The organism is Nocardia altamirensis NBRC 108246, assembly GCF_001612685.1.
Classification (GTDB): domain Bacteria; phylum Actinomycetota; class Actinomycetes; order Mycobacteriales; family Mycobacteriaceae; genus Nocardia; species Nocardia altamirensis.
In genome coordinates this window covers 36,276-53,467 of sequence record NZ_BDAY01000087.1, presented here as the reverse complement: position 1 = coordinate 53,467, position 17,192 = coordinate 36,276, and the positions used below count along the sequence as shown (strand labels likewise).

The following is a 17,192-nucleotide window of genomic DNA, read 5'->3' as shown; positions in this document are numbered from 1 at the left end:
TTTCTCTCCCGTCGATCGAGCACCGCAACCATGTGACTGCCGCCGATGGGGGTCAACTGCCACTCTCTTCCCGTCGATGGTGATCGGGCCCAGAGTTGGCTCGGCCATGGACCATTCGCGACGGGAAACCTCCGCGAGTGGTACATGACGGAGGCGCTCACGGCGTGTCGCCTCCACCATGTCCCACTCGTGAGAGTGCGGCACAGGAAGTGGGGCGCTGCGGTTGAGCGGATCTCGGCGACACCCGCTAGGGGATGTGCCGAAGTTCCACCCGGCGCTTCCGAGGGCTCGATCGTCGCCTGGCACGGCGGCGGAGGAGCTGATCACCGGGGGTGAGTACCGGCGACGATGACAACGCTTCCCTGGGCGATCCAGCCTTGGAAGCGCGGGGAGGGAACTCGGCGCAGGACCTAGGTGTTACGGGGCGGCAACGTCATTCGCGCAGGAGGTCGATGAGCTTGGTTTCGTTGAGGTCGCCGTGACCGGCATCGATGAGCCGCTCGAAGATGGTGAATGCGGCGTGGCCCATCGCGGCGGGCGCGTTCAGCGCGTCGGCTTGCTCGACGCCGATTCGGGTGTCCTTCAGACGCAGTGTGCCGGTGAAGGCGATGTCGCGATCGTGGACCCCGTTCAGCATCAGTTGGCTGGCGTAGACGAGCGTCGGGCTGGCCACGCCACCGCCGGAGAGGGTTTCGACGACGGTTGGCAAGTCCAGTCCGGCAAGCTCGGCCGTGCGCAAGGCCTCCGCGGTGGCGGCGATCTGGATCGAGCCGAGCAGGTTTTGCAGCAGCTTGTACGCGGTGCCCGCGCCGACCTCGCCGAAGTGAACGATGTTGGTGCACAGCGGTCGCAGGAGTTCGCGTGCCGCATCGAGATGATTCCGGTCAGCACCGACGAACAGGGTCAGCCGGCCTGCCGCGGCGGCATCCGGAAGTCCCGTTACCGGTGCGTCGATGAATCGAAATCCTCGCGCATCAGCACTTTTCGCCAACTCGAGCATCCACGGCCGGGACAGGGTCGAGCATTCGATCGCGAAGGCGTCTGCTGCGCTCTCGGCCGCCAGCGCACCGTCCTCGCCGAGCCATACCGCTCGCGAGGCCGCGTCGTCGGCCACCATCGCGAAGATCGCGTCCGCTCGCTCTGCGGCCGCGCGTGGTGTCGCCGCGAGCACAGCGCCTGCGGCCGCCAGCTCCGCTGCTTTCTCCGGCGACCGGTTGAACACGGTCACCTCGTGCCCAGCGGCCAGCATCCGTGCCGCCATCCCCGAACCCATCCGACCCACACCGAGAAACGCAATCTTCGCCACTCTGGGTACCTTACCGGTCGCCGCACGTTCGGGGAGTGCCCACCGAACCGCCAGCACGCACCGAATCCTGTTCAGCACCAAGGTAATCCGCAAGCTCTCCCCTGCTGCGGTCTGAAGCTACTGCGCTACACGTGGAATCTCGTCGTCTCGGCGAGATCCGCCCTGGCGATCCTGATGTGGTTGACGGGGGCGCAGTCGAGGGCGTACCCGAAGGAGACGCCGAAAAGCACCTTGCCGGTCCGGATCTGCAACGTTTCGCGGATCGTGTTGCCGTAGAAGCCGATCAGACCCTGCGGGCAGCTGGCCACGCCATAGGCGGTCATCGCCAGGAGCAGCGTTTGCCCGTACATGCCCACGTCCGCGGCCATCCGTGGGTCCGCGTTGGCGGGCGCGCACACCAGTGCGACGTGGGGAGCACCGTAGAACCGCAGACTTTCCGCGTTGTGGGCGTCGCGCGCCGCGCGGTCTTCGCGAGCGATGCCGAGCGCTGTGTACATCTTCTCGCCGAAGTCTTTGCGTCGCTGCTGATGAACCTCGCTGTAGAGCTCGTCCGCGTAGGGGAAGTCGACCGAAAGGTGTTTGCGTGCGTCGGCGGCCACCAATGCCTCGCTCAGTCGATCGCGTGCCGCCCCACTGACCACTTCGACGGTCCACGGCTGTGTGTTCGAGTTCGACGGAGCCGCGGCTGCCAGGGAGAAGATCGCCTGCATCGTGTCGTCCGGGACCGGATCGGGATGGAAGGCGCGCACGGCTCGCCGATTACGGATCAACCGCTCGGCGTAGTCGGGCAAGGAATCCTGCGTCGCGATGCTGCGGGCGTGATATCCGGTCAAGGCTCTCTCCTGATCCTTATGTACACATGATCGTTTACATAACGTCCGCAGGCTAGCACCGAGCCACCCGTTAAGTACACGGTCCCGTATGCTTTAGAGGTGAGCGAGGTGAAGACGATCCAGCGTCGCCGCGGCCGTGGCGGTCGTGAGCGCATCATCGCCGCGGCCACCGCACTGTTCGAGTCGCAGGGGATCACCGCGACGGGCATGGAACAGGTGGCCGCCGCCGCGCCGGTGTCCAAACGCACCTTGTACGCGCACTTTTCGAGCAAGGACGAGCTCGTCGTCGACTACCTCCGGCACCTGCTCGAGTCGGGACAGACCGTGGAAGGCCTGCTCGATCGAGCGGATCTGCCCGTCCGCGACCGCCTGCTCGCCCTGTTCACGATCCCCGACGGCGACGGCCCGATCCGCGGCTGCCCCTTCGTCGACGCGGCCGCCGAATACCCCGACCCGCACAGCCCCGTCCACCAGTACGCGGCCGCACAGAAACAGCGTTTCGTCGACCGTCTGGTCGAACTGGTGCGCACACTCGGCGCCACCCAACCCGAAGTCCTCGGCGAACAACTCGCCGTCCTCGCCGACGGCACAGCCAGTCGCTCGATGGTCCTCAACGACCCCACCTGCGCGCAGCACGCAAAAGCAGCAGCAGCAGCCCTACTAGACGCAGCCCTCCCCGCGCCCCCTCCCCGTCAAACCACCTAACCACCACCCCAAAGCCGAAGGCTCCCTTGTACGCCCGCCAATGCGCTCAGCAACCAGCGGTTAACCGAGCCGATGGCATCCGAGAAGGCCGTGTCCAGGTCCAGAATCGGTATAACCAAGGCCAATTCGCCGACGACACCCCACGAGTGGCACATGGCTGAGGCGTTTTACGGCGTGTCGCCTCCACCATGTACCACTCGCGCGAGCACATCTCAGCGAGCGGGACAGCAGCGAGGTCCGAGGTCAAGCTGGATCACCACATGGGCGGACACCGCTGCGAACAAGCCGCGCGCCCAACAGAACTGCCGATTCGCCGCCAAAATCCGGCCCACCGGTAGTCGTCCGCTGGCCCGAACCCAACTCGCATGGGCGGAGTGACTATTGGACGCCGGCCTACTTGGGCGTCAGGGTGCTGGACGGCCGGAGCTACTTGGGGTCAAGGCGCTGGGCGGCGGCCTATTTGGCGTCAAAGCGCTGGGCGGCCGGGCCTACCCGACATCAAGGCGCTGAGCGGCCAGGACTACCCGCCGACAAGATGCTGGGCGGGCACGGCTACCCGGCGTCAAGATGCTGGGCGGCCAGGGCTACCCGACGACAAGATGCTGAGCGGCCGGGGCTACCCGACGTCAAGGCGCTGAGCGGCAGCCTATTTGGCGTCAAGACGCTGAGCGGCCAGGGCTACCCGACGACAAGGCGCTGGGCTGCGGGCTACCTGGCGTCAAGGCGCTGGGCGGCCCGGGCTACCTGGGGTCGAGGCGCTGGGCGGCCAGCGACAAGGCGCCGGGCGGCGGGCTCCTTGGGGTTGAGGCGCCGGGCGGCCAGGGCTACCCGACGTCAAGGCGCTGAGCGGCAGTCTTTTTGGCGTCGAGGTGCTGGCGGCCGGGGGTCGAGGTGCTGGGCAGCCGGGCCTACCCGGCGTCAAGATGCTGAGCGGCCAGGGCTACTCGCGTCAAGGCGCTGGTCGGCGGCCTATTTGGCGTCAAAGCGCTGGGCGGCCGGGGCTACCCGACCACAAGGCGTTGAGCAGCCAGGGCTACCCAGCAACAAGGCGCTGAGCAGCCAGGGCTACCCGACGACAAGGCGCTGAGCGGCAGCCTTTTTGGCGTCGAAGTGCTGGCGGCCGGGGCTACCTGGGGTCGAGGTGCTGAGTGGCCAGGGCTACCCGGCGACAAGGCGCTGAGCGACTGGCCTACTTGGCCTCGGGGTGCTGGGCTGCGGTGTACTTCGCGCCGAGTGCGCGGAGTTTGTCCATTGATTCGGCGGCGTATGCCTTGTCGTTGGAACGGATCGCGAGGAGCGGCACGTAGTCGTCGTTGACGAGTTCTAGGCGGGCCCATGATTTGCGGTCGGGGAAGGTGACGCCGACAACGGTGTTCCAGGGGAAGTCGCTGTCGCCGAGGACGTTTCGGACCGAGACACCGGCGGGGCCGACGCGGACCCGTGGCCGGGTCAGCATCAGGACGGCGCCTGCGATGAGCAGGCCGATGACCACCATCGCGATCTGGTCGGCGACACGGAAATTCACACCGGTGGATCCGGTGCGCAACCAGATGCCGCCGGCGAGGAAGGCTGCGGCGATCAGGACGGCGACGATGCGCGCGGTGCGGACCGCGTGCCGTGGGCGAACCTCGAGGTCCCACTCGGGTGTTTCACCGACGGCGGGTTCCGCACTGCGGCGGAAGATGCGGCTGACCGGCATCGCTACGCGGACTGCCGCAGGGCACGCAAAGTGAGCGCGGCATCCAATGCCGCAGCGCACGCCTGCTCGCCCTTGTTCTCGGCGGACCCGGGGAGCCCGGCCCGATCCAGCGCCTGCTCCTCGTTATTGGTGGTGAGCACCCCGTTCGCGACCGGCGTGCCCGCGTCGAGCGAGACCCGGGTCAGCCCAGCAGTCACCGCATCACACACGTACTCGAAATGCGGTGTGCCACCACGGATCACGACGCCGAGCGCGACCACCGCGTCATGCGAGCGGGCCAGCTCCTGCGCCACCACCGGCAGCTCCATCGCGCCGGCGCACCGCACCACCGTGACATGCAGCACGCCCGCATCCTTGGCCACCTGTTCGGCGTTCGCCACGAGCGTGTCGCAGATCGTGGTGTGCCAGCGCGACGCGACGATGCCGAGTTTGAGGTCCTTGGCATCCGCGAGCGCGAAGGTCGGTACGCCGGTACCGCTCATCGATGTGTGCCTTTCCGTGCGTCAGCGGGCGGTCTCGCCCAGATCCAGGTCGTCGAGCCCGATCAGGTCGTGACCCATCCGGTCACGCTTGGTCCGCAGGTAATGCAGGTTTTCGGCGTTGGCGCGCAACGGCATCGGCACCCGCTCGGTGATCCGCAGCCCGTAGCCGTCCAGCCCCACCCGCTTGGCCGGATTGTTGGTGAGCAGCCGCATCGACCGAATCCCCAGGTCCACCAGGATCTGTGCGCCGGTGCCGTAATCGCGGGCGTCGGCGGGCAGCCCGAGCTGCAGGTTCGCGTCGACGGTGTCGTGGCCGGAGTCCTGCAGCTGGTAGGCCTGCAGCTTGTGCATCAGCCCGATGCCGCGCCCCTCGTGACCGCGCATGTAGAGCACCACGCCACGGCCTTCCATGGCCACCATTTCCAGCGCGGCGTCCAGTTGCGGTCCGCAGTCGCAGCGCAGCGAGCCGAACACATCACCGGTGAGGCACTCCGAATGCACCCGGACCAGCACGTCGTCGCCGTCGCCGAGATCGCCGCGCACCAGCGCGACATGCTCGACCTCGTCGTAGATGCTCTGGTAGCCGACGGCCGTGAATTCGCCGTGCGCCGTGGGGATCCGCGCCTCCGCGACCCGCACCACATGCTTTTCGTGCTTGCGCCGCCACGCGATCATGTCGGCGATCGAGATCAACGCGAGGTTGTGCTCGTCGGCGAAGACGCGCAGCTCCTCGGTGCGGGCCATGTGGCCCTCGTCCTTCTGACTGACGATCTCGCAGATCACGCCTGCGGGCCGAAGTCCGGCCATCCGAGACAGGTCGACCGCGGCCTCCGTATGGCCCGGCCTGCGCAGCACGCCGCCGTCCTTGGCGCGCAACGGCACCACGTGCCCGGGCCTAGTGAAGTCGTCGGCCTTCGCCTCAGCGGCCGCGAGTAGTCGCATGGTGGTGGCGCGGTCGGCGCCCGAGATGCCGGTCGTGATGCCTTCGCGCGCGTCGACCGACACCGTGTAGGCGGTGCCGTGCTTGTCCTGGTTCATCGCGTAGGCAGGCGGCAGGCCGAGGCGATCGCAGTCGTCGCCGGTCAGCGGCACACAGATATAACCGGAGGTGTAGCGAATCATGAAGGCCACCAACTCGGGGGTGGCCTTCTCCGCCGCGAAGATGAGGTCGCCCTCGTTCTCACGGTCCTCGTCGTCGACGACGACGACCGCCTTACCGGCGGCGATGTCGGCGACTGCGCGCTCGATGGTGTCGAACCTGGTCACGTCTGTTGTGCTCCATCTCGAATGGGTCCGTCCTTACACTACGGCGTCGGGCAGTGGCGTTCCCCGACCGGCCGCTGTCACCCGCGTTGCTGCAGGCGTTCGACGTATTTGGCGATCACGTCCACCTCCAGGTTGACCGTGGTGCCGACGGTGGCAAAGCCGAGATTTGTCAGGGCAAGGGTGGTGGGGATGAGGGATACCTCGAACCAGTCGGTGCTGTCCGAATCCGCGGGCTGGTCGGTGACGCCGAGGCCGGAGACGGTGAGCGAGATGCCGTCGACGGTGATCGAGCCCTTCTGTACCACGTAGCGGGCGATCGAGTCGGGCAGCGAGATGCGCACCACGTCCCAGTTTTCCGAGGGGGTGCGGGAGAGCACGGTGCCGGTGCCGTCGACGTGGCCCTGCACGAGGTGTCCGCCGAGCCTGCTGTTCAGCGCGGCGGCGCGTTCCAGGTTGACCTTGGCCCCGGCGTCGAGTTTGCCGATGCTGGAGCGGTTCAGCGTCTCCTGCATGACGTCGACGGTGAACGAGTCGCCGCCGATCACCTCGACCACGGTCAGGCACACCCCGTTCACGGCGATCGAATCACCGTGGCCCGCATCGGAGGTCACCAGCTTGCCCCGGATCGTCAGCCGAGCGGCGTCGGCCAACTGCTCGGTGGCGACGATCTCGCCGAGCTCCTCGACGATGCCTGTGAACATGCCTGACTCCCTGTCGTTGTCCTCGGTTGCGGAACAGTCCGGATCCGGCGGGTATTCCCATCGGTCGGCCCCCGGTGTTCAGCGTAACGACGGCCGGTCGTAGCCGACAGGACGGTTCCGCTCAGCTGTCCGTCAGGACCTCGTCCCGGCAACCGCCGGAAGAAGCAGACCGTCGGCCGGACATCTCGCGACTGAGCGAGCACTCATGAAGAATTAGCGATGAATTGCATTCGAGCATGCGGAAATATCGCCCTTTAACCGTCGGCGACATTCATTTGATCGGATTTCGATACCGCTAGAAAGCAATTATCGGCCCCGAATCCCCTGTTGTACCCACCGGCAACACACTTTTAACGTTTGCTTGCGCCGTGATCAAAATAGACGCAATATTGTTATGTAGCTGATTCTTACCGTTCAACTTCCAAACCGAGCAGTTCAGTGCAGAACGCTTCGACCTGGGGACGCTGGTTGCGCCAGGGAAGTTCGATCCAGGGATGTCCACCACTCGAGGAAGTCAGATAACCACAGTGGGTCAAAACAAGTTCGACACAGTTGGGGGCGCGGCGTGACCACTCTTCTCGATTCGACGCTGGAGGTTCGCTGCGTGCAGTACCGGCGTAAATTCCACCTGCCCGCATCGATCGACCCGACCTCTCGCCGCATTTTGCTGCACATCGGCACACACTATGGCGCGATCACGATGCCCGCCGATCTCGGCGCGCGCGTGCAACAGCGGCTCGAACAGGCCGAGATCGCGGGACCGGTCGTCGATCATCCGCGCGCCAAGCGCTGGACCTTCCTCACCGGGCCGTACCGGCCGGAGGCGCTCACCGCGGCGGTGTCCGCCGAGTTGTTCCGGATGTACGCGACCGTCGCGTGCACCGGCAGCGAGGTCGTCCTGCCCTCGCCGGACGACGAGCACACCGGCTACCGCACCTGGATCCGGCCGCCGGAAGCCGCGACGTCGCGCCCGCCGCTCACCGCGGTGATCGAAGCGACCCGCGCGGTCGGAGCTCGCAAAACGCCTGCGCTGTAACCGAATTCAGGGATCAGCCGACGAGGAAAGACCGGGCGGTGCCGCGGCTCAGACGGCGCCGACCGAACGACCTCGACCGATATGACCGACTGATACGACAGCGCCGACAGACGCTGTGACCGTTCTCAGCCGGCGCGCACCGCAGCGGCTTGCCTGCGCAGCGCCTCGACCGTGGCACCGGGATCTGCCGTGTTGTAGACCGCCGAACCCGCGACGAAACAGTCGATGCCCGCTTCGGCTGCCGCCTCGATGGTGTCGGCGTTGATGCCGCCGTCGATCTCGACGAGCAACCGCAGCTCGCCCGCGTCGACAAGCCTGCGGACGATGCGGGCCTTCTCCAGCACGCTGGCGATGAACGATTGACCGCCGAAACCGGGCTCCACGCTCATCACCAGCAGCGTGTCGAAGTCCTTCAGAATCTCCAGGTACGGCTCGATCGGCGTATTCGGCTTCACCGACAGGCCCGCCTTCGCGCCGGCCGCGCGAATATCGCGCGCCACCGCAACCGGGTCATCGGTCGCCTCCGCGTGAAACGTCACATTGTGTGCACCCGCCTCCGCGTACGGCGGCGCCCAGCGACCCGGGTTGTCGATCATCAGATGGCAGTCCAGCGGAATGTCGGTCGCCTTCAACAGGCTTTCCACGACGGGCAGCCCCAACGTCAGGTTCGGCACGAAATGCGCGTCCATCACATCGACGTGCAACCAGTCGGCGGTCGCCACCTTCTGTGCCTCGTCCGCGAGGTGCGCGAAGTCGGCGGAGAGGATGGAGGGAGCGATCATGGGGGCGGCCGGGCGCGCATAAGTCGGGGTGGACACAACGCCGCAGTCTATCGGTAGTGAGGGTTGTCCAGCGCCGGAGTGGGTAGCCTGCATAGGGTGATCAACATATCGGCGGAACAGGGGCTGTACAGCACCCCGGTGGAGATTCGGGTGGCCGCATCGGTCACACAGCTGCCCATCGTTCGTGGGCTCGCCGAAACTCTCGTCCTACTAAGCGATTTCACGCTGGACGAGGTCGCCGACATTCGGCTTGCCGTCGACGAGGTCTGCTCGACACTGATCGCTGTCGCCGGACCCGACACCAGCCTGAACTGTCGATTCACCGTCGGGGAGACCGAGCTGCTGGTCCGGGTCAGTGGCATCGCCGCCAAGGCGGGCTTACCCGATCAGCGCAGTTTCGGCTGGCACGTGTTGCGTACGCTCACCGATGAGGTGCAGGCGACGCAGGATTCGTTCGATTCGTCAGTTTCCGGATATCCGACGACGGTCGAGTTCCGTCGGGTCCGGGGGAAAGCGTAGTGGCAGACGAGGACACCGTGTTCGAGCCCGAGCGAGACGACAGCGATACCGTCACAGCGGATGCCGGGGACGGCACCGAGGACGCGGAGAGCGTCACCGAGGATGCGGAGAGCGTCACCGAAGCAGACGCTGCGGAGGAAACCGAAACCCTGGAGGCCGTAAGGACGGTCGCCAGTTACGACGACCTCGGGTTGCTCTTCGGGCAGTTGCGTTCGACTACGCCTGGCACGGCGCGGCACACCGCTCTGCGCGCCGAATTGATCAGCCGTTGCATTCCGCTGGCCGATCACATCGCGCGCAAATTCAGTGGGCGCGGTGAGCCGTTCGACGATCTCACACAGGTGGCACGCGTCGGATTGGTGCACGCGGTCGACCGTTTCGACGTGGAACGCGGTTCCAACTTCCTGTCGTTCGCGGTGCCGACCATCATGGGCGAGGTCCGTCGCTACTTCCGCGACAACACCTGGGCGATGCGAGTGCCGCGGCGGGTCAAGGAAACTCACCTGCGCATCGGCGCGGCGATCGATGCGCTGTCGCAGCGCCTCGGCCGATCGCCGACCGCGAAGGAGATCGCCGCCGAACTCGACGTCGACCCGGACGAGGTGACCCAGGCGGTCATCGCGGGCAACGCCTATCAGCCCAGTTCCATCGACGCGGCCACGCTCGGCCGCGACACCGACGCCTCGCTGCTGGACACCCTCGGCGAGGAGGAGACCCAATTCGACCGGGTCGAGGAGTATGTCGCGATTCGCCCGCTGCTGGCGGGCCTGCCCGAACGCGAACGCCGGATCCTCACCATGCGGTTCTTCGAATCCATGACGCAGACCCAGATCGCCCAGCAGATGGGCATCTCGCAGATGCACGTGTCCCGCATCCTCGCGAAAACCCTTGCTCGGCTGCGGGATCAATCCAGCCGGGAATAGTGCAGCTCAATCCGGTTGCGGTGCACGCTGTTTGCGGATCTTCGCCGGAGCGGTGAGCCACCATGCGGCGTCGAGCAATTCGCGAAGCTGCTCGGGATCGACCTTGTCCAGGTCGATGAGAATGTAGCCGTAACCGTCGTAGTGCGGTGTCGTGTAGAACGCCGGGTCGCCGGACGCGAGCAGGGCTGCTTTCTCGTCGAGGTCGCAGGCCAACGCCAGACCACCCTCGGCCTCGTCCCGCAGGCGGCCGAATCCTTTGCCCCCGACCTTCAGGGCCGGGCTGCGCCACCAGGTCGATTCCTCGACGGCAGGCAGCTCGGTTGCGAGGGCGACCACGTCTTGCCACGTCAGAGCCATGTGGTCAGTGTGCAGGAGGAGGTCGTTGCGGGATTGGACGAATGGAATCCGACGCGATTCGCGGGGTGGGATCGAGGTCCTCGGACTCCGCCGGCAGCCCGCGTCTTTGCACGACGCGGGCTGGCGGGCGCTGGCTATTCGCCCCAAGGAGACACACCGGCGGTCAGCAGTTCCAGCTCGGTGACGCCGGTGGCCTGGCGCTCTTTGAAGAGCAGACTGCCGAGGGAGAAGATCGGGGCGCTGGCCGCCGAGCGGCGGGCGTGGTCGACGATCGCGTCGGTGAGCACCTTCACCATGTTCAACCGCGGGTAGGCCGCGTGGATCGCCTCCTGGTATTCGTCGGTGACCTCCGCGTTGTACCCGATGTCCATCTTGCTGCCCTCTGCCGTCAGATACGGCAGCAGACCGCATCGCTCGGCAATGCCCTCCGAGGTGTGAAAGGCGATCGCTTCCCACACCCGATCGACGTCGACGGCCGGCAACCCGTGCGTGGTCAGCAGCGCCGCGGCCATATCCGCGCCTTCGACTTCGAACCGCGCCTTACCCGGCGCCCGCTTCCCGGTCCCGAGGTCGTGCAGCACCGAGGCCACGAACACCAACTCGCGGTCGTACTCCGGGTCGTCGATCAGCCCTCGATGCTTGGCAAGCAGTTCAGCGAACAGGAAGCTACGCACACTGTGGTTGACGATCGGCTCCGGCAGGGAGCTCCACACGATCGCCATAACCGCATCGGCGAGCGAGCTGGACGGCAGATCCAGGGAGAATTCCATGGCGGCGAGAGTATTCGCCCGCGGCGCCGATTCCCGGAGTCAACCACGCCGTGTCGCACCACCGATCCCACTAGCCGACCGCCATAGCCATGGCTATCCCCGAGTAATACCGGCTTTCCGGATCCCCCGTCAGACGTGATACTCGGCGTGGCGGCCGGTGAGATCCCGGATGGCATCGCCGGAATTCCACTGTGCTCGCGCCTCTCATAATGGCTGTATTTTGTTGCGCGGCAGGCTGACCGAAACTGTTATCGTGTGCCGCCCAACAGTCGCGACTACCTGGTCGGTACTGCTGCCCTGCGCTTGGTCGACGATCGGCCTGGTCGACGGTCGCCAGGACCGAAAGGTCATCCGTAGTGCGAGAAGGGATTTACTCGTATGAGCCCGTTTCGGCGTGTGCTGGAACGCACGGTCCTGCTCGGCGCGACCGTAAGCATGATCGCAATGAACTCCTATGGCGTCTATGCGAATTCGGAACCAACGGAATCGGGTCGCGCAGAGGTCATGCAGGCGTTGGATGCCGTGGTGCGGGCAGGGGTGCCCGGAGTTCAGGTCGTGGTCAGCGAGCAGGGGCGGGACTGGACGGCCGCTGCGGGCGTCGGCGATATCGCCACCGGTGCCCGATTCCCCGACGACGGGCGGGTCCGGATCGGCAGCGTCACCAAGTCGTTCACGGCCACGGTACTGCTGCAACTGGTCGCCGAGGGGAAGGTGGAACTCGACGTTCCGGTGGAGCGATACCTGCCCGGCGTGCTGCCGGGCAACGGTAACGACAGCATCCTGGTACGGAACTTGTTGCAGCACACCAGCGGTCTGGCTAGCCACACCGATCTGCCCGCCCCGGAGACGGGCGAGATTCTGAACCGGTGGCGACGGTTCGACACCGCCGATCTCGTCCGCCGGGTACTGGCGTTGCCGCCGCACTTCGCGCCGGGCGCGCAGGCGGAATACAACAACATCAACTACCTGATCGCTGGATTGGTGATCGAGCGGGTGACCGGGCAGCCTGTGGACGTGGCGATCACGCGCCGCATCATCGAGCCGCTCGGGCTGCAGGCGACCTACTATCCGGCGGCCGGTGAAACCGCGCTGCGCGGACCGCATCCGTCGGGGTATCTCGAATTCAGCAATCAGCACATCGAGTACACCGATATGGACACGTCCCTCTACGGAGCGGCGGGCGCGATGGTGTCGACCGGTGCCGAGGTGAACCGGTTCTTCACCGCTCTGCTCGGCGGAAAGCTTTTACCGCAAGCACAATTGGACGAGATGAAGCGCAGCCTTGTGCCGCTGACCAACCGAAACAACAGGCCGTACGGCCTCGGTCTCGCCCCCAGATCGGTGTCATGCGGCAAGGAGGTGTGGGGAAGCAGCGGCACAGTCCCGGGTTTCACCACGTACAACGGCGTCACCTCCGACGGCCGTGCGGTGGTGGTGACGCTCAACCAGACGGCCGTCGACAGCAGTCCGCACACCGACAACGCGATGATGAAGGCGTTCGAGACCGCGATGTGTGCCGCGTCCTGACCGCAGGCCCCACGGCGCGCCTGCCCGAGGTCATGCTGTGGATCGACACTGACCTCGACGAAAACTGCTCTGCCACAACATGCTCGACCGCGGATGAGCGCTTGTCACCGAAACCGTTCGCAACGCCGCCGGGCCGGTGGTTGCCAGCCGCCTCGGAGACGGCGCTCGGTAGTCACAGCATGCGGCTGTGACTACCGACGCGCTCTCGGTGTACCGCGGGTCACGGCTTGCGAAGAGCGGCCATGAACATCGCGTCGGTGCCGTGGCGGTGTGGCCACAGTTGGACGGTGGGACCGTCGCCGATATCGGTGACGCCGGGGAGGAGCTCCCTGGTGTCCAGCTGTTCCGCGCCGGTGCGGCGGACGGCGTCGGCAACGACGGCCACCGTTTCCGGAAGGTGCGGGGAGCAGGTGGAATACAGGAGAACCCCGCCGGGGCGCAGGAGATCCCATGCGGCGGTGAGTAATTCGCGTTGCAAGGTGACGAGCTCGGCGACGTCGGCGGGGGTGCGACGCCAGCGCGCTTCGGGTCGGCGGCGGAGCGCGCCGAGGCCGGTGCACGGAGCGTCGACCAGGATGCGGTCGTAGCCGGGAGTCAGGCCGCTGGTGCGGCCGTCGGTCACATGCACGTCGACGGGCAGGCCGTTGACGGACTTGCGGACGAGTTCGGCGCGGTGTTCGGCAGGTTCGACGGCGTCGACGCGGTAACCGTCGATTCCTGCGAGTGCGCCGAGGAGTGCGGCCTTTCCGCCCGGTCCGGCACACAGGTCGAGCCAGCGCCCGCCGTCTGGTCCGTTGAGTGGCGCGCGGGTCAGCGCGAGCGCCACCAGTTGGCTGCCTTCGTCCTGCACGCCCGCCATACCGTCGCGCACCGGTTCGAGTTTGCCTGGGTCGCCGCCGTCGAGGTAGACCGCGTAGGGCGACCATCTGCCTTCTTCACCGCCGGTCACCAGCGCTAATTCCTCGGCGGTGATGTCGCCGGGCCGAGCAACCAGATGCACGGCAGGGCGCGCGTCATCGGCGGCCAGCGCATCGTGCAACTCCCCCGCCCGCGCACCGAGCGCATCGGCGAACGCCTGCGCGATCCACACCGGGTGCGCGAACTCGAAAGCCAACCGCCCCACCGGATCCCGCGGCGCCAACGCCTCGACCCACTCCTCGACGGTCTTCTCCCCTGCACGCCGCAGCACCGCGTTCACGAATCCCGCTTTGCCCGCACCGAACTCGGTGCGCGCCAACGCCACCGAGGTGTCCACCGCCGCGTGCGCCCCGATCCGAGTCCGCAGCAGCTGATACGCCCCGAGCCGCAACACATCCAGCAACGGCCCGTCGATCTCCGCGATCGGCCGCCCCGCCCCCGCCTCGATCACCGCATCGAGCAACCCGAGCGACCGGCACGCCCCGTACGCCAGCTCGGTCGCCAACGCCGCATCGCGCCCGGAAATCCGCCGATCCTTCAGCAGCCCAGGCAGCACCAGGTTCGCGTAAGCATCCCGCTCCCGCACCGCCCGCAGCACATCCCGCGCCACCAACCGAGGACCATCACCCTCCTCCGCCCCACCACGCCCCCGCGCAGCCCCGACCCCCCGATCCTTCGCCACCCCACCCCGTTTCGCCGCAACAGCCCCCCGCCCCGCACTCCGATCAGCCGAACGCGACCCACCCTGCGCCGAACGCTGATCCGAATCCGAACGCCCCTGGCCCGCTCCGCCCGAACCGGCCCGATCACCCGAACGCGAATCACCCTGCGCCGAACGCTGACCCGAGCCCGAGCGACCCTGACCCGCAGTACCCGAACCGGCCCGCGCCGAACGCTGACCCGCCGCCTCATCCCGTGGGCCGCTCACTCGACCACTCTGCGCCGAGCCGGAACGCCCCGAAGAGCGATCGGCCGAACGTGAACCACCCTGCGCGGAGCCCTGACTCGCTGCGCCGGACTTGCCATTGCGCGGCCGATCGGCGCGCACGAAACGATCGCTTGTGTTGCCGGACCGCGAATTGTCGCCTCGGGCATCCTGTGCGGGGCGCTGACTTCCCCCTGAGCGTCGATCAGTCGACCGGGAACTGCCCTGTGCGGAGCGTTGATTGGCGTTGTCGGGTCGACCACTGGCCGCCCGACCACCCTGTGTGGCGCGCTGGCTCTCGGCGCCGGACCGGCGGACCGCATCGGTCCGTCCACCGGCGTTCGCACCGCGTGCAGATTGCCCCGCGCGGGCAGCGCCCTTTCGGACACCGTTCGCACGCCCGGCATCGGCGGTGCGATCACTGCCAGAACCGCGGGACTCGTTGCCGCGCTTGTCCTCCGGGGACGTCATGCGACCACCACACCGGAGTCGGCGCCAACCTGGTCGATCAACGCCATCGTGCGCCGTGCTGTCATGCTCCACCACTCTCGTTGGGGTCGCGGCGCATCGCCACGGACAAAGGTTTGCGTGTCCAGCACCAGGCCCACCGCACAACTGCGGGCGCCGGCTAGCTGCGCCGAGAGACGGCGTCGGCCCGAACCGGCCGCACGGTCACCGCTGGCGGCGGCGACACCGCGCCGCGTAGCTGAACTCCCCCGCGGTGCGGTCGCCGACACTGCACACGACACACGCCCAGCAATCGCGCACGCCGCCGAACTCTGCGCCCGAGTTGGGTATTGCCGACGATCGAGGATCGTCACGCGAACACCGCACCAGGCTGCAGTCGGGCGCCGCGAGCCCAGTCGAGCGCTGCCATCATCCGTTTTCCTTGCGGCTGAACCTGGTTCAGGCGCAGGGCGGTGGTGGCGGTACCGACGTAGACGCCGGATTTGCGGACCTCGATGGTCCAGGCGGGGAGTTCTTCTTCGACCATTTCGGCCGGGCCGAGTTTCAGGCGGTGGCCGTCGATCTCGGTCCAGGCGCCGGGAGCCGGGGTGACCGCGCGGATTCGGCGGCTGATGGCCAGTGCGGGCTGATCCCAGCGGATGTGCGCGGCCTCGGCGGTGACCTTCGGCGCATGCGAGACACCGTCGGTGGACTGTGGAACCGCGTGCAGCGTCCCATCTTCCACGCCGTCGAGCGTCGTCTCGAGCAGCCGGGCGCCGCTGTCGGCGAGCCGTTCGAGCAGCCCGCCTGCGGTGTCGGTGACAGCGATCTTCTCGGTCACCGTGCCGAAGACCGGACCGGTGTCGAGCCCGGCCTCGATCAAGAAGGTGGCGGCGCCGGTGATCTCGTCGCCCGCATTGATCGCGGCCTGCACCGGCGCCGCACCGCGCCAGGCAGGCAGCAGCGAGAAGTGCAGGTTGATCCAGCCGAATCGAGGAATGTCGAGCACGCGTTGCGGCAGCAGCGCGCCGTACGCGACGACCGGGCAGCAGTCCGGCGCCAATGCCGTGAGCTGCTCGATGAATTCGGGCTCGGCGGGGCGGCGCGGCGTCAGCACGGGGATGCCGTGCTCGTCGGCCAGCAGCCCGACCGGCGACCTCGTCACCTTGCGCCCGCGGCCTGCGACGGCGTCGGGCCTGGTCACCACGGCGATCACCTCGTGCCGTGTGGAGGCAAGGAGCCGCCGCAGCGACGGCACAGCAGGCTCAGGGGTGCCCGCGAAGACTATGCGCATCAGCGGCCCTGCCCGAACGGTCCCGGCTGGCCGGTGCGGCTGACCGACCGCGACTGCCGCACCGTCACTCCCGCACTGAACCAACCGGATTCGCGAATGGTCCGCATCGCGTCCTTGCGCGCCGCCGGATCCAGCCGATCGATGAACAGCACACCGTCGAGGTGATCGGTCTCATGCTGCACACACCGCGCCAACAACCCTTCGGCGGTGAATTCGACTGGGGCGCCGTGCATGTCGACGCCGGTCGCGCGCACACGCAGCGCTCGTCTGGTGTCGTAGCGCACGCCGGGGATGGACAGGCACCCTTCCGGGCCGACCTGCTCTTCGTCGCCGATGACTTCCCACCGCGGGTTCACCAGGTGCCCGGCGGCGTCATGAGTGTCGTACACGAAAACACGCAACCCCACTCCGATCTGCGGCGCCGCCATGCCGACACCACCGTCGTCGTGCATGGTGTCGGTCAGGTCGGTCACCAGCTGCTGCAGTTCCCTGTCGAATTCGGTGACCTCGGCCGCGCGAGCACGCAGAACGGGGTCGCCGAACAGGCGAACAGGCTGAATGGTCACGGCAAACTCCCGGAAGCGGACGAACACGGTCGTCTCATTCTAGTGAGACGACCGAATGTCCCCGATCCACCAGTCATCACCTGGTAAAACTCGAGTGCGGTCGGGCGGGGTGATACTCCCCCGCCCGGCTGCCCAC

At 67.1% G+C, this 17,192-nt stretch carries 18 protein-coding genes; 5 read left to right on the top strand and 13 right to left on the bottom strand.

All coding sequences use genetic code 11. From position 1 onward, the window contains the following. Window positions 1–433 precede the first annotated feature (433 nt). Together NA11_RS35540 and NA11_RS35535 are read right to left on the bottom strand one after the other, a co-directional pair. Entirely contained in the window at window positions 434–1,306 is an 873-nt protein-coding gene (locus tag NA11_RS35540; RefSeq protein ID WP_084655331.1) for an NAD(P)-dependent oxidoreductase, read from the bottom strand. Window positions 1,307–1,431: 125 nt separating this feature from the next. After that, a complete protein-coding gene (locus tag NA11_RS35535; protein ID WP_245746425.1) occupies window positions 1,432–2,139 on the bottom strand; it encodes a nitroreductase in 708 nt (235 codons plus the stop codon). Window positions 2,140–2,238: 99 nt separating this feature from the next. Here NA11_RS35535 and NA11_RS35530 point away from each other — a divergent pair, with 99 nt between their 5' ends. Next, window positions 2,239–2,844 (top strand): TetR/AcrR family transcriptional regulator, encoded by a 606-nt coding sequence (locus tag NA11_RS35530; protein ID WP_069166458.1) that lies wholly within the window; start codon window positions 2,239–2,241, stop codon window positions 2,842–2,844. Between the two features lie 1,189 nt (window positions 2,845–4,033). On the opposite strand, the gene NA11_RS35525 is transcribed toward NA11_RS35530, so the two are convergent. From NA11_RS35525 to NA11_RS35510, 4 genes are all read right to left on the bottom strand, one after another. Beyond that, on the bottom strand, window positions 4,034–4,543 hold the full coding sequence (locus NA11_RS35525) for a PH domain-containing protein (RefSeq protein ID WP_069166457.1): 510 nt from the start codon (window positions 4,541–4,543) through the stop codon (window positions 4,034–4,036). A 2-nt stretch (window positions 4,544–4,545) separates the two neighbouring features. Continuing rightward, on the bottom strand, window positions 4,546–5,025 hold the full coding sequence (ribH, locus tag NA11_RS35520) for a 6,7-dimethyl-8-ribityllumazine synthase (RefSeq protein WP_069166456.1): 480 nt from the start codon (window positions 5,023–5,025) through the stop codon (window positions 4,546–4,548). A gap of 21 nt (window positions 5,026–5,046) precedes the next feature. Then, window positions 5,047–6,291: a bifunctional 3,4-dihydroxy-2-butanone-4-phosphate synthase/GTP cyclohydrolase II gene (locus NA11_RS35515; protein ID WP_069166455.1), complete on the bottom strand. Its 1,245-nt coding sequence runs from the start codon at window positions 6,289–6,291 to the stop codon at window positions 5,047–5,049. A gap of 77 nt (window positions 6,292–6,368) precedes the next feature. After that, window positions 6,369–6,992, bottom strand: a complete 624-nt coding sequence (locus NA11_RS35510) for a riboflavin synthase (protein WP_069166454.1) — start codon at window positions 6,990–6,992, stop codon at window positions 6,369–6,371. Between the two features lie 565 nt (window positions 6,993–7,557). Here NA11_RS35510 and NA11_RS35505 point away from each other — a divergent pair. Then, a complete protein-coding gene (locus NA11_RS35505) occupies window positions 7,558–8,028 on the top strand; it encodes a hypothetical protein (protein WP_069166453.1) in 471 nt (156 codons plus the stop codon). Between the two features lie 125 nt (window positions 8,029–8,153). Here the strand turns inward: NA11_RS35505 and rpe are convergent, their stop codons facing one another. Further along, window positions 8,154–8,810, bottom strand: coding sequence for a ribulose-phosphate 3-epimerase (gene rpe, locus NA11_RS35500; protein ID WP_069166452.1), 657 nt, complete (start codon window positions 8,808–8,810; stop codon window positions 8,154–8,156). 96 nt (window positions 8,811–8,906) lie between these two features. Here rpe and NA11_RS35495 point away from each other — a divergent pair, with 96 nt between their 5' ends. Both NA11_RS35495 and NA11_RS35490 read left to right on the top strand, forming a co-directional pair. Continuing rightward, the gene (locus NA11_RS35495; RefSeq protein WP_069166451.1) at window positions 8,907–9,329 is read left to right on the top strand and encodes an ATP-binding protein; all 423 of its coding nucleotides are present in this window, start codon (window positions 8,907–8,909) and stop codon (window positions 9,327–9,329) included. 149 nt (window positions 9,330–9,478) lie between these two features. Continuing rightward, window positions 9,479–10,252 (top strand): SigB/SigF/SigG family RNA polymerase sigma factor, encoded by a 774-nt coding sequence (locus NA11_RS35490; RefSeq protein ID WP_069166466.1) that lies wholly within the window; start codon window positions 9,479–9,481, stop codon window positions 10,250–10,252. 6 nt (window positions 10,253–10,258) lie between these two features. Here the strand turns inward: NA11_RS35490 and NA11_RS35485 are convergent, their stop codons facing one another. Next, on the bottom strand, window positions 10,259–10,609 hold the full coding sequence (locus NA11_RS35485; RefSeq protein ID WP_069166450.1) for an MmcQ/YjbR family DNA-binding protein: 351 nt from the start codon (window positions 10,607–10,609) through the stop codon (window positions 10,259–10,261). Between the two features lie 134 nt (window positions 10,610–10,743). Beyond that, window positions 10,744–11,379 carry an HD domain-containing protein gene (locus NA11_RS35480; protein WP_069166449.1) on the bottom strand — a complete coding sequence of 212 codons (636 nt, stop codon included), beginning with the start codon at window positions 11,377–11,379 and terminating at the stop codon, window positions 10,744–10,746. 378 nt (window positions 11,380–11,757) lie between these two features. Between NA11_RS35480 and NA11_RS35475 the strand changes: the two genes are divergently transcribed. Beyond that, the gene (locus tag NA11_RS35475) at window positions 11,758–12,906 is read left to right on the top strand and encodes a serine hydrolase domain-containing protein (protein WP_069166448.1); all 1,149 of its coding nucleotides are present in this window, start codon (window positions 11,758–11,760) and stop codon (window positions 12,904–12,906) included. A 220-nt stretch (window positions 12,907–13,126) separates the two neighbouring features. Here the strand turns inward: NA11_RS35475 and NA11_RS35465 are convergent, their stop codons facing one another. The 4 genes from NA11_RS35465 to def form a co-directional block, all read right to left on the bottom strand. Beyond that, the gene (locus NA11_RS35465; RefSeq protein WP_084655329.1) at window positions 13,127–14,506 is read right to left on the bottom strand and encodes an RsmB/NOP family class I SAM-dependent RNA methyltransferase; all 1,380 of its coding nucleotides are present in this window, start codon (window positions 14,504–14,506) and stop codon (window positions 13,127–13,129) included. A 710-nt stretch (window positions 14,507–15,216) separates the two neighbouring features. Next, window positions 15,217–15,348, bottom strand: a complete 132-nt coding sequence (locus tag NA11_RS47105; RefSeq protein ID WP_281197143.1) for a hypothetical protein — start codon at window positions 15,346–15,348, stop codon at window positions 15,217–15,219. Between the two features lie 218 nt (window positions 15,349–15,566). Next, on the bottom strand, window positions 15,567–16,490 hold the full coding sequence (fmt, locus tag NA11_RS35460) for a methionyl-tRNA formyltransferase (protein ID WP_069166446.1): 924 nt from the start codon (window positions 16,488–16,490) through the stop codon (window positions 15,567–15,569). Further along, the gene (gene def, locus NA11_RS35455) at window positions 16,490–17,056 is read right to left on the bottom strand and encodes a peptide deformylase (protein ID WP_069166464.1); all 567 of its coding nucleotides are present in this window, start codon (window positions 17,054–17,056) and stop codon (window positions 16,490–16,492) included. Before def ends, fmt begins: the two co-directional genes overlap by 1 nt. Between the last annotated feature and the right edge of the window lie 136 nt (window positions 17,057–17,192).

What these genes read in the sequence shown, in the direction of transcription:
- NA11_RS35480 (WP_069166449.1), bottom strand. Translation starts at nt 11,379, where the DNA reads ATGGAATTCTCCCTGGATCTGCCGTCCAGCTCGCTCGCCGATGCGGTT.
- rpe (WP_069166452.1), bottom strand. Translation starts at nt 8,810, where the DNA reads ATGATCGCTCCCTCCATCCTCTCCGCCGACTTCGCGCACCTCGCGGAC.
- fmt (WP_069166446.1), bottom strand. Translation starts at nt 16,490, where the DNA reads ATGCGCATAGTCTTCGCGGGCACCCCTGAGCCTGCTGTGCCGTCGCTG.
- NA11_RS35485 (WP_069166450.1), bottom strand. Translation starts at nt 10,609, where the DNA reads ATGGCTCTGACGTGGCAAGACGTGGTCGCCCTCGCAACCGAGCTGCCT.
- NA11_RS35475 (WP_069166448.1), top strand. Translation starts at nt 11,758, where the DNA reads ATGAGCCCGTTTCGGCGTGTGCTGGAACGCACGGTCCTGCTCGGCGCG.
- NA11_RS35525 (WP_069166457.1), bottom strand. Translation starts at nt 4,543, where the DNA reads ATGCCGGTCAGCCGCATCTTCCGCCGCAGTGCGGAACCCGCCGTCGGT.
- NA11_RS35510 (WP_069166454.1), bottom strand. Translation starts at nt 6,992, where the DNA reads ATGTTCACAGGCATCGTCGAGGAGCTCGGCGAGATCGTCGCCACCGAG.
- ribH (WP_069166456.1), bottom strand. Translation starts at nt 5,025, where the DNA reads ATGAGCGGTACCGGCGTACCGACCTTCGCGCTCGCGGATGCCAAGGAC.